The sequence below is a fragment of the Kitasatospora sp. NPDC041988 genome, assembly GCF_055588525.1.
Window position 1 is genome coordinate 105,260 of sequence record NZ_JBVJCO010000017.1, and the last position, 11,761, is coordinate 117,020.

Annotated in this window: 9 protein-coding genes and 1 tRNA gene; 9 read left to right on the forward strand and 1 reads right to left on the reverse strand. The window is 71.6% G+C overall.

Going from position 1 to position 11,761, the window contains the following annotated elements:
* The first annotated feature begins 61 nt into the window (after positions 1-61).
* The 3 genes from ACZ6NC_RS18995 to ACZ6NC_RS19005 all read left to right on the forward strand — a co-directional run bounded on the left by ACZ6NC_RS18995 (position 62) and on the right by ACZ6NC_RS19005 (position 3,750).
* A complete protein-coding gene (locus ACZ6NC_RS18995; protein ID WP_465734161.1) occupies positions 62-1,642 on the forward strand; it encodes an MFS transporter in 1,581 nt (526 codons plus the stop codon).
* Between the two features lie 80 nt (positions 1,643-1,722).
* Positions 1,723-2,649: a carbohydrate kinase family protein gene (locus tag ACZ6NC_RS19000; RefSeq protein WP_465734163.1), complete on the forward strand. Its 927-nt coding sequence runs from the start codon at positions 1,723-1,725 to the stop codon at positions 2,647-2,649.
* A gap of 126 nt (positions 2,650-2,775) precedes the next feature.
* Complete coding sequence (locus ACZ6NC_RS19005) at positions 2,776-3,750, forward strand: trypsin-like serine peptidase (RefSeq protein ID WP_465734165.1); 975 nt, start codon at positions 2,776-2,778, stop codon at positions 3,748-3,750.
* Between the two features lie 119 nt (positions 3,751-3,869).
* Here the strand turns inward: ACZ6NC_RS19005 and ACZ6NC_RS19010 are convergent.
* A tRNA-Arg gene (locus tag ACZ6NC_RS19010) sits at positions 3,870-3,941 on the reverse strand.
* A 167-nt stretch (positions 3,942-4,108) separates the two neighbouring features.
* On the opposite strand from ACZ6NC_RS19010, the gene ACZ6NC_RS19015 reads away from it, so the two are divergent.
* The 6 genes from ACZ6NC_RS19015 (at position 4,109) to thrB (ending at position 11,567) form a co-directional block, all read left to right on the forward strand.
* The gene (locus ACZ6NC_RS19015; protein WP_465734259.1) at positions 4,109-4,528 is read left to right on the forward strand and encodes a response regulator; all 420 of its coding nucleotides are present in this window, start codon (positions 4,109-4,111) and stop codon (positions 4,526-4,528) included.
* A gap of 73 nt (positions 4,529-4,601) precedes the next feature.
* Positions 4,602-6,263, forward strand: coding sequence for an arginine--tRNA ligase (gene argS, locus ACZ6NC_RS19020; protein ID WP_465734167.1), 1,662 nt, complete (start codon positions 4,602-4,604; stop codon positions 6,261-6,263).
* Positions 6,264-6,351: 88 nt separating this feature from the next.
* Positions 6,352-7,746 carry a diaminopimelate decarboxylase gene (gene lysA, locus ACZ6NC_RS19025; protein WP_465734169.1) on the forward strand — a complete coding sequence of 465 codons (1,395 nt, stop codon included), beginning with the start codon at positions 6,352-6,354 and terminating at the stop codon, positions 7,744-7,746.
* Between the two features lie 137 nt (positions 7,747-7,883).
* Positions 7,884-9,176 carry a homoserine dehydrogenase gene (locus tag ACZ6NC_RS19030; RefSeq protein WP_465734171.1) on the forward strand — a complete coding sequence of 431 codons (1,293 nt, stop codon included), beginning with the start codon at positions 7,884-7,886 and terminating at the stop codon, positions 9,174-9,176.
* A gap of 8 nt (positions 9,177-9,184) precedes the next feature.
* Positions 9,185-10,264, forward strand: coding sequence for a threonine synthase (gene thrC, locus ACZ6NC_RS19035; protein WP_465734173.1), 1,080 nt, complete (start codon positions 9,185-9,187; stop codon positions 10,262-10,264).
* A gap of 367 nt (positions 10,265-10,631) precedes the next feature.
* Positions 10,632-11,567 (forward strand): homoserine kinase, encoded by a 936-nt coding sequence (gene thrB, locus ACZ6NC_RS19040; RefSeq protein WP_465734175.1) that lies wholly within the window; start codon positions 10,632-10,634, stop codon positions 11,565-11,567.
* The last annotated feature ends 194 nt before the right edge of the window (positions 11,568-11,761 follow it).

Sequence of the window (11,761 nt, forward strand, 5' to 3'; positions counted from 1 at the left end):
CGCGAGTTTGGCTTGAAGGCGACTGCGTGACCTCTCCGATCCCCTCCGGAAGGCTCAACCAGTGTCTGCTCAAACTGCCACCGGTCATGAGGCTCATGGGGCGGCGGACAGCCGCCGCTGGTGGGCCCTGGCAATCATCGCCATCGCCCAGCTGATGATCGTCCTCGACATCACCATCGTGAACATCGCGCTGCCGTCGGCGCAGGAGGACCTCGGCATCTCCGACGCCAACCGGCAGTGGGTGATCACCGCCTACACGCTGGCCTTCGGAGGCCTGCTGCTCCTCGGCGGCCGGCTCGGCGACCTCTTCGGCCGCAAGCGCGTCTTCACCATCGGCCTGCTCGGCTTCGCCCTCGCCTCGGCGATCGGCGGCGCGGCGGTCGGACCAGCCATGCTCTTCGGGGCCCGCGCCCTGCAGGGCGCCTTCGGCGCGATCCTCGCGCCCTCGGCGCTGGGGCTGCTGTCCACGACCTTCACCAACCCCAAGGAACGCAGTACGGCCTTCGGCATCTTCGGCGCGATCGCCGGCGGCGGTGCCGCGATCGGGTTCATCGCGGGCGGCCTGCTGACCGAGTACCTGAACTGGCGCTGGTGCCTGTTCGTCAACACCCCGATCGCCATCGCCACGGCCATCGCCGCCTACTACGTGCTCACCCGTGACCACATCGCCAAGGGGCGCCGGGTCAGACTCGACCTGCCAGGTGCGCTGCTCGGCTGCGGCGGCCTGCTCGCCATCGTCTTCGGCACCTCCGAGGCCGTGACCCGGGGCTGGGGCGACTGGCTGGTGCTGGGCTCGCTGGGGCTCGGCGTCCTGTTGCTCGCGCTCTTCGTACTGGTCGAGAAGAACACCCGGCACCCGCTGCTCCCGCTGCACATCGTCGGCGAACGCAACCGCGGCGGTGGCGCGCTCTCGGTCGGCCTGGCCATGGTCGGCATGTTCGGCCTGTTCCTGTTCCTCACCTACTACCTCCAGGTGATCAAGCACTTCTCGCCGGTGGTCTCCGGTGTCTCCTTCCTGCCGATGACCGCCGCCATCGTCATCAGCTCGACCGGTATCGCGGCCCGGCTGATGACCAGGGTGCCGTCCCGCAACCTGATCGCCCCCGGTCTGCTGCTCGCCGCGGCGGGCATGGCCTGGCTGACCCAGATGAAGGTGGACAGCCCGTGGGCCGGCATGGTGCTGCCCGCGGAACTGCTGCTCGGCTTCGGTATGGGCCTGGTCTTCATGCCGTCGATGAGCCTGGCCACCCTCGGGGTCGCCCCGAACGAGGCCGGCGCCGCATCGGCCACCATCAACTCGGCCCAGCAGGTGGGCGGTTCCTTCGGCACGGCGCTGCTGAACACCATCGCGGCCAGCGCCACCGCGTCGTACCTGGCCACCCGGGTCGCCTCCGACCCGGCGGTGCAGGCAGAGGGTGCGGTGCACGGCTACGTGATCGCGACCTGGGTGGCGATGGGGATCCTGATCCTCGCCGCGCTGGTCGCCTTCCTGATGATCAACCACCGTCCGGCGCCCGGTGAGGCGGCAGGACTCGAACCCGGAGAGGCCCTGGCCCGTGCCGAGGCCGGCGCCGGGGGCACCGCGGACGTGAGTGCCAAGGCGGGGGCGGTGACGCCGAGCGACAGACAACGGGCATCCTGAAACTTGCCGCAAGGTCTTGCAGTCAACCTCCGGCGCCTGCTTGACTCCTGGCCACCCCCAGGGATCAAGGAGGCGCCGTCGTGCCGGAGTCCGAGTCCTCGTACGCTCACGACCTGCTGGTGGTCGGTGGTGCCGGCGTCGACACCATCGTCCGGGTCGACCGGCTCGAAGTCCCCGACGGGGACTCGCAGTACGTGCCGCCGGTCCGCGACTACGTCGCCCACACCGGCAACGGCGTCGCCCTCGGCGCCCACCACCTCGGCCTGCGCACCGCCTTCCTCGACCACCTCGGCGACGACCCGCAGGCCGAGCTGATCCTCGCCGAGTACGCCCGCCACGGCCTGCCGTTCGCCCACCTGGTCTCGCCGCACGGCACCCCGCGGGCGGTCAACCTGGTCGACGCGGCCGGCCGCCGCTTCTCCTTCTACGACGGCCGCCACCCCGCCGACCTGCGCCTCCCGCGCGAGTTCTACCTCCCGTACGTGGAGCGCAGCCGGCACGTGCACCTCTCCATCACCGGCCCCAACCGCGACATGTACCCGGACCTCCACCGGCTCGGCCGCACCACCTCCACCGACCTGCACGACTGGGACGGCGTCAACCCGCACCACCGCGACTACGCCCTCAACTCCGACCTGGTCTTCCTCTCGGTGGCCGGCTGCCGGGGCCGCCACGAGGAGCTGATGCGCGCGATCCTCGCCGAGGGCCGGGCCACCGCGGTGATCGCCACCGCCGGCGCCGAGGGCAGTCACCTGCTCACCCGCGACACCCCGCCGCTGCACCTGCCCGCCGTCGACCCGGGCCGCCCGGTCGTCGACACCAACGGTGCAGGTGACGCCTTCGTGACCGGCTTCCTGCACGGCTGGCTCCGCGGCCGCCCGCTGCCGGAGTGCGCTCGCGCCGGCTCGGTGGCCGGGGCGTTCGCCTGCACCACCGCCGGGACGCACACCGCGTTCATCACCGAGGACGGGCTCGCCGACGGCCTGGCTCGCACCCTGGCCGGCTGACCGGACCGGGCCTGCGCGTAGCGGTTTTCTCATCGGCCTCCCAGCCGCGCATAACGACCCTCCCAGCTCCCTCCGCCATAGTCGGACCGTATTCGCGCCGACACCCAGGGCAGGAGCAGACCAGGTATGGGCCAGCACCGCCGCCGCACGCCCCGACGCCGCCGCCTTCTGGCCCCCACGGTCCTGAGCGTGCTCACCGCGCTCACCATCGCCGCGGTGGTCGCGGGCGCGCACAGCCTGACCTCGGAGGCGACGGCGGCGGGCGGCCCGTCGGCGATGGTGGTCTCCCCGGCGAGCCCGGTCCCGCCGGTCACCTCGCCGGCCACTCCCTCGGCCACCTCGCCGGCCACCCCGACGGACACTCCCTCGGCCACCCCGACGGACGCTCCCCGGGGGGTCCAGGCGGCCGCCCCCGCCGCCACGCCCACGCCGACCGCCAGCCCCACGGTCACCCTCGGCACCACCGCCGAGGCCTCGGCCACCCCCGAACCGGCGACCGTGGGCGCCCTGTTCAGCGGCGAGGTCGCGGCCGGCGACCACTTCTGCACCGCCAGCGTCCTGCACAGCCCCACCGGAAACCTGCTGCTCACCGCCGCCCACTGCCTGGACAGCACCGCCGGCGTCACCTTCGCCCCCGGCTACCGCAACGGGACCGCCCCGTACGGCACCTGGCGGGTCACCGCCATCCACACCACCACCGGCTGGTCCCGCAACGGCGACCAGGACGAGGACTTCGCCATCCTGGAGACCGCGGCCTCCGACGGCCGCCGGATCGAGGACGTGGTCGGCGCCAACTCACTCGGCACCGACGAACCCTTCGACGCCACCGTCCGCCTCTACGGCTACCCCAGCGGCGCCGAGACGCCCCTCCTCTGCACCAACACCACCGGTCGCCGGAGCAGCTACCAGCGCGTCATCGACTGCCCCGACTACCCCGGCGGCACCAGCGGCGGGCCCTGGATCAACACCGCCACCGGCCACGTCATCGGCATCATCGGCGGCTACCAGCAGGGGGGCGACACCTCCGACACCTCTTACAGCGCCTACTTCGACCACACCATCGCCGCCCTCTACGGCGAGGCGGTCGCCGCAGCCTCCTGAGCCGCACCGCCCCGTCCCGCCCCGGCGGACGTGCCCTCAACTCGCCCGCGAGAACGACAAAGGCCCAGATCCGTGGATGAACTCCACTGATCTGGGCCTGTGTTGCACTTCTTGCGAAGTGCCCCCGGCAGGATTCGAACCTGCGCACCCGCCTCCGGAGGGCGGTGCTCTATCCCCTGAGCTACGGGGGCCTGCTTGGTGTTGTCGTCGCGTTCGCTTCGACGTGGAGAACATTACCAGGCCCGGGGCGTGGTCCGTGCACGGGTTTTGGGAGAGGGGGTCCGGGGCGGGGGAGCGGAAGTGCGGAAAGGCCGGACGGGGCGGTGGGGCCGCCGATACCCTCGGTGAGGTGTCGGGAGTGTCCGGGCGGGTCCTCGTGGTGGACGACAGCGAGGTGATCCGCCAGCTGATCAGGGTCAACCTTGAGCTGGAGGGCTTCGAGGTGGTGACCGCCGCCGACGGCGCCGAGTGCCTGGAGGTGGTCCGCCGGGTGAAGCCGGACGTCGTGACGCTGGACGTGGTGATGCCTCGGCTGGACGGGCTGCGGACGGCGGCCCGGTTGCGGGCGGCGCCGGGGACGAGCGGGCTGCCGATCGCGATCGTGAGCGCCTGCACGCCGGCCGATCTGGATCTCGGCGAGGCGGTCGGGGTGGACGGGTACCTCGGGAAGCCCTTCGACCCGGCGGATCTGGTCGCGCTGGTGTGGCGTCTGATGGCGCTGAGCGGGGGCTCGGACAAATTTCGCCCTCAGCGAACAGACGGGATCGATCGGGGCTGAGCACGGCGGCCGGGCGTCTCAACCGGTAAACCGAGTGGCGGGCGGGTGCCCCGTCTCGCCTACGCTTGGCGTCGTGACCCCCGCAGAGCTTTCCCAGGCAGTCCAGGCCGCAGTGAGCGCCGCCGTCGAGGCGGGCGAGCTGGCCGTCGCCGTGCCCGAGCACGTGACGATCGAGCGGCCCAAGAACAGGGACCACGGCGACTACGCGACCAACGTGGCCCTCCAGCTCGCGAAGCCGGCCGGCAGGCCGCCGCGAGCCGTGGCCGACCTGGTGGCCGCCCGTCTGCGCGAGCTGCCCGGGGTCGCCAAGGTCGACATCGCCGGTCCGGGCTTCCTGAACATCACGCTCGACGCCGCCACCCAGGGTGCGCTGGCGCGCAGCATCGTCGAGGCGGGCGAGGCCTACGGCCGCAACGAGGCGCTCCAGGGCCTGAAGATCAACCTGGAGTTCGTCTCCGCCAACCCGACCGGTCCGATCCACATCGGCGGCGTCCGCTGGGCCGCCGTCGGCGACTCGCTGGCCCGGGTGCTGCGGGCCTCCGGCGCCGAGGTCACCACCGAGTACTACCTCAACGACGCCGGCGTGCAGATCTCCAAGTTCGCCGGCTCGCTGAAGGCCGCCGCCAACGGGCAGCCGGTGCCGGCCGACGGCTACGTCGGCGAGTACATCGTCGACATCGCCAAGGCGATCGTGGACGGCGTCCCGGGCGTGCTCGACCTGCCCGAGGACGAGCAGCTGCAGGTCTTCCGCACCGAGGGCCTCAAGCTCATGGTGGCCGAGATCCAGCGCTCGATGGAGGAGTTCGGCACCCACTTCGACGTCTGGTTCTCGGAGAAGTCGCTGCACGACTCCGGCGCCGTCGAGAAGGCCATCGACCGGCTGCGCGAGCAGGGCCACGTCTTCGACCAGGACGGCGCGATCTGGCTGCGCACCACCGACTTCGGTGACGACAAGGACCGTGTCCTGATCAAGGCCGACGGCGAGACGACGTACTTCGCCGCCGACGCCGCCTACTACCTCTCCAAGCGGGACCGCGGCTCCGAGGTCTCGGTCTACATGCTGGGCGCGGACCACCACGGCTACGTCAACCGGCTCAAGGCCATCGCGGCCTGCGCGGGCGACGACATGGACCGCAACATCGAGGTCAAGATCGGCCAGTTCGTGAAGATGCTTCGCGACGGCGAAGAGGTCCGCATGTCCAAGCGGGCCGGCAACATCATCACCATCGACGACGTGGTCGACTGGATCGGCGTGGACGCGGCCCGGTACACCCTGGCGCGCTCCTCCACCGACTCCACGATCACGCTCGACATCAACGTGCTGACCAGCCAGACCAACGAGAACCGCGTGTACTACGTGCAGTACGCGCACTCCCGGATGTGCGCGGTGCAGCGCAACGCGGACGCCCAGGGCATCACCCGCGGCGCGGCTGAGGACTTCAAACCCGAGCTGCTCGTCTCCGAGTGGGAGTCCGACCTGCTCGGTCACCTCGGCGAGTTCCCGCGCGTGCTGGCCTTCGCCGGCGAGACGCGCGAGCCGCACCGGGTCGCGGTCTACCTGGAGGAGCTCGCGGCCAAGTACCACCGTTTCTACGACAACTGCCGCATCCTGCCGCGGGGCGACGAGGAGGTCACGGACCTCACGCGCGCCCGGCTCTGGCTGGCCGACGCGACGCGCACGGTCGTCGCCAACGGCCTCACGCTCCTGGGCGTGACGGCGCCCGAGCGGATGTAGTACCTCCCCCAAAGCGCACAGCGGGGGCGGCGGACGGTCAACGGGGACCGTCGCCGCCCCTCGCCATAGGTCTAGGAAGTCAGCAGAGATGAGTCGCTCCGCACACCCCGCAGGCCCCCGTCACGGTGACGTGCTGCCCGAGGGCCACTACCAGGCCCCGCCGGCGGACCTGAACGCGCTCGACCCCAAGGTCTGGGCGCAGACCGTCACCCGCGGCGCCGACGGCGTCGTCAGCGTCGGCGGCATCGACGTCCGGCGGATCGCCGAGGAGTTCGGCACCCCGGCCTACGTCATGGACGAGGACGACTTCCGCGCCCGGGCCCGGGCCTGGCGGGACGCCTTCGGCAGTGACGCGGACGTCTACTACGCCGGAAAGGCGTTCCTCTCCAAGGCCGTCGTGCGCTGGCTGCACGAGGAGGGCCTGAACGTCGACGTCTGCAGCGGCGGCGAGCTGCACGTCGCGCTGGCCGCGGGGATGCCCGCCGAGCGGATCGCGCTGCACGGCAACAACAAGTCCGTCCACGAGCTGGAGCAGGCCGTGAAGGCGGGCGTCGGCCACATCGTGGTCGACTCCTACGACGAGATCGAGCGCCTGGCCGCGATCGCCGGCCGACAGGGCGTCCGGCAGCCGGTGCTGATCCGGATCACCGTCGGCGTCGAGGCGCACACCCACGAGTTCATCGCCACCGCGCACGAGGACCAGAAGTTCGGCCTCTCGCTGACCGGCGGCGCGGCCGCCGAGGCGGTGCGCCGGGTGCTCGCGCACGGCGAGAGCCTGGAGCTGCGCGGAATCCACTCGCACATCGGCTCGCAGATCTTCGACACGGCCGGCTTCGAGGTGGCCGCCCGCCGGGTGGTCGGCCTGCTGGCGGAGATCCGCGACGAGCACGGCGTCGAGCTGCCCGAGATCGACCTCGGCGGCGGCCTCGGCATCGCCTACACCAGCGAGGACGACCCGCGCGAGCCGGCCGAGATCGCCGCCGCGCTGGCCGAAATCGTCCGCCGGGAGTGCGCCGCCGCCAACCTGAGCGTCCCCCGGCTGAGCGTCGAGCCCGGCCGCGCGATTGTCGGCCCGACCGCCTTCACGCTGTACGAGGTCGGCACCGTCAAGCCGCTGGAGGGCCTGCGCACCTACGTCAGCGTGGACGGCGGCATGTCCGACAACATCCGTACCGCGCTCTACGACGCCGAGTACTCGGTGGCCCTGGTGTCGCGCGGCAGTGACGCCGAGCCGATGCTGGTCAGGGTGGTGGGCAAGCACTGCGAGTCCGGTGACATCGTGGTCCGGGACGCCTTCCTGCCCGCCGACGTGGCCCCGGGCGACCTGCTCGCGGTGCCCGCGACCGGCGCCTACTGCCGCTCGATGGCGAGCAACTACAACCACGCCCTGAAGCCCCCGGTGCTGGCCGTCAGGGACGGTGCGGCCCGGGTGATCGTCCGGCGCGAGACGGAGGAGGATCTCCTGCGTCTCGATATCGGATGACGAAATTCTTGTCTCAGATCATGGAACGACCGTAGATCCGTACGGAAAGTCCCGGAGACTGGTACAGACCGAAGATCCGGCGGGCCCCCGAAATCCCGCCGGAATACCGAAGCACGATGAATGCAGAGCGGAGTCGGATGATGCGTACGCGGCCGCTGAAGGTGGCGTTGCTGGGCTGTGGTGTGGTGGGCTCCGAGGTGGCGCGCATCATGACGACGGACGCCGCCGACCTCGCCGCGCGCATCGGCGCGCCGGTCGAGCTCGCCGGCATCGCGGTCCGCCGGGCCGGTCGGACCCGCCCGGGCGTGCCCGAGCACCTGGTCACCACCGATGCCGAGGCCCTGGTCAACCGGGGCGACATCGACGTGGTGATCGAGGTGGTGGGCGGCATCGAGCCGTCCAAACATCTCCTCCTGTCGGCGTTCGAGCAGGGCGCCTCGGTGGTCAGCGCCAACAAGGCGCTGCTCGCCCAGGACGGCACCGAGCTGCACGCCGCGGCCGCCGCGGCCGGGGTGGACCTCTACTACGAGGCCGCGGTGGCCGGTGCGATCCCGCTGCTGCGCCCGCTGCGCGAGTCCCTGGCCGGGGACAAGGTGAACCGGGTGCTGGGCATCGTCAACGGCACCACCAACTTCATCCTCGACAAGATGGACAGCACCGGCGCCGGCTACTCGGAGGCGCTGGAGGAGGCCACCGCGCTCGGCTACGCCGAGGCCGATCCGACGGCCGACGTCGAGGGCTTCGACGCCGCCGCCAAGGCCGCGATCCTGGCCGGGATCGCCTTCCACACCAAGGTGACCGCCGCGGACGTCTACCGCGAGGGCATCACCGAGGTGACCGCCGCCGACATCGCCTCCGCCAAGGAGATGGGCTGCGTGGTCAAGCTGCTCGCGATCTGTGAGCGGGCGGCGGACGGCGAGTCGGTCACCGCGCGGGTCCACCCGGCGATGATCCCGCTGTCGCACCCGCTGGCATCCGTCCGCGAGGCGTACAACGCGGTGTTCGTCGAGGCCGAGGCGGCCGGTCGGCTGATGTTCTACGGCCCGGGTGCGGGCGGTTCGCCGACCGCCTCCGCGGTCCTCGGCGACCTGGTCGCGGTCTGCCGCAACAAGCTCGCCGGCTCCACCGGTCCCGGTGACTCGGTGTACACCCAGCTGCCGGCCAAGCCGATGGACGAGGTCGTCACCCGGTACCACGTCAGCCTGGACGTGGACGACCGTGCGGGCGTGCTCGCCCAGGTGGCGTCCGTCTTCGCCGAGCACGGCGTCTCCATCGACACCGTGCGCCAGCAGGGCCGCGACGGCGACGCCTCGCTCGTCGTGGTCACCCACCGTGCCACCGACGCCGCCCTGTCGGCGACGGTGGACAAGCTCCGTGCGCTGGACAGCGTGCGGGACGTGGCCAGCATCATGCGGGTTGAAGGGGAGTAGGAACAGCCATGAACGCCAGAGGCTCGCACACCCACCAGTGGCGCGGTCTGATCGAGGAGTACCGCGACCGCCTGCCGGTCAGCGACTCCACTCCCGTGATCACCCTGCTGGAGGGCGGTACGCCGCTCGTCCCCGCCCAGGTGCTCTCCGAGCGCACCGGCTGCGAGGTCTACCTCAAGGTCGAGGGCGCCAACCCGACCGGGTCCTTCAAGGACCGCGGTATGACGATGGCCATCTCCAAGGCGAAGGAGGACGGCGCCCAGGCCGTCATCTGCGCCTCCACCGGCAACACCTCGGCCTCCGCCGCCGCTTACGCGGTGCGCGCCGGGATGGTGTCGGCGGTGCTGGTGCCGCAGGGCAAGATCGCGCTCGGCAAGATGGGTCAGGCGCTGGTCCACGGCGCCAAGATCCTGCAGGTGGACGGGAACTTCGACGACTGCCTCACTCTTGCGCGTGAACTGTCCGAGAAGTACCCGGTGGCGCTGGTCAACTCGGTGAACCCGGTCCGGATCGAGGGTCAGAAGACCGCCGCCTTCGAGATCGTGGACATGCTCGGCGACGCGCCGGACATCCACGTCCTCCCGGTCGGCAACGCGGGCAACATCACCGCGTACTGGAAGGGTTACCGCGAATACGCCACCGACGGGATGGCCGCCCGCACCCCGCGGATGTGGGGCTTCCAGGCGTCCGGCTCGGCCCCGATCGTGGACGGCGCTCCGGTGCTCAAGCCGCAGACCATCGCCACCGCGATCCGGATCGGCAACCCCGCCTCCTGGGACTTCGCGCTCGCCGCGCGGGACGAGTCGGGCGGCCTCATCGACAAGGTGACCGACCGTCAGATCCTGTCAGCCTACCGGTTGTTGGCCGCGCAGGAGGGCGTTTTCGTGGAGCCCGCCTCGGCCGCCTCGGTGGCCGGTCTGCTGGCCAAGGCGGAGGCCGGCCTGGTCGACCCGGGCCAGCGGATCGTCTGCACCGTGACCGGCAACGGCCTCAAGGACCCGGACTGGGCGGTGGCCGGAGCGCCGCAGCCCCAGGTGGTCCCGATCGACGCGGAGGCCGCCGCCCAGCGCCTCGGCCTGCTGGACTGAGCCCGTCACCCCGTGACCGGTGTCAGGGCCGACCCTTTCGGGGGTCGGCCCGCCGCCGTTCTCGGCTGACACTTTTGTGTCAATTCCACCGCGCATTTCGATGCCATTCCGGCATGCATTCCGGCCAGAAACGGCAACACACCAGATCGAAGGCCCACGGGGTGTACCACTGTGGAACCTCTCTTCGATACTCTGGGTTCGGCCGTGTGGCACATGCCCCGGGTCCGGCCCGTCTGCGGGCCGCGCCGACGACTGTGACCGCCTGCCCCGGCCGGGGCCCGCGGCCCCTCCCCGCCCCTCCCCACCTTTCCCCACCCTCGCACCGACGCGCTTCGCGCCGCCCGATTTCCCCAGGAGAGTCCACCGCATGGCCGGTCCTGCGTTCCGTGCTGCCGCCGTCCGGGTCCGGGTTCCCGCGACCAGCGCCAACCTCGGCCCCGGTTTCGACGCCTTCGGACTCGCCCTGGGTCTGTACGACGACGTGGTCGTCCGGGTCGCCGACTCCGGGCTCTCCGTCGACATCGCCGGGGAGGGTGCCGACACGCTGGCCCGCGACGAGCGCCACCTGGTGGTCCGCTCGATGCGGGCCGCCTTCGACCGTCTCGGCGGCCAGCCGCGAGGCCTCGAAGTCGTCTGTGCCAACCGGATACCGCACGGCCGTGGCCTGGGCTCCTCGTCCGCCGCGATCTGCGCCGGCATCGTGGCCGCCCGCGCCGTCACCATCGGCGGTCCGTCCGCGCTGGACGACGAGGCGCTGCTTGCCCTCGCCTCCGAGCTGGAGGGCCACCCGGACAACGTCGCGGCCTGCCTGCGCGGCAACTTCACGGTGGCCTGGACCGACGAGGAGTCGGCCAAGGCCGTCACCCTGGAGCCGTCCGCGCAGGTCGTCCCGGTGGTGTTCATCCCGGCCACCGAGGTGCTCACCGAGACCGCCCGTGGCCTGCTGCCCAGGACCGTCCCGCTGGCCGACGCCGCCGTCAACGCGGGCCGCGCCGCGTTGCTGGTGGAGGCCCTGACCAGGCGGCCCGAGCTGCTGCTCGCCGCCACCGAGGACCGGCTGCACCAGGACTACCGGGCCTCCGCGATGCCGGACAGTGCCGCGCTGGTGGGGGCGTTGCGCGCGGAGGGCATCCCCGCGGTGATCTCCGGGGCCGGCCCGACCGTGCTGGCGCTCACCGACGAGGCGGGTGCCGAGAAGGTGCTGGCCTTCGCCGACGACCACGGCCACGGCGGCCCGGTGTTCGCCGCGCACCGGCTGGAGCTCGACCGGGCCGGGGCCTCGGTGCTCCCGCTCGACGTCTGAGCACCTGGTCCGAGCGGTACGCCGAGCACATCGAGCAGGACATCGAGCACGTCAGCGGGACATCGAGCGGGACGTCCGGCAGCCCGGACCGGCGCAGGCCGGAGCCGGGTTGTCCGGACACGATTGGCAAGCGCAAGGCTGGGGAATGTCTGAGGGGGTCGGTAGTGTTAACCTCATTGCTGCACCAGGTGCCC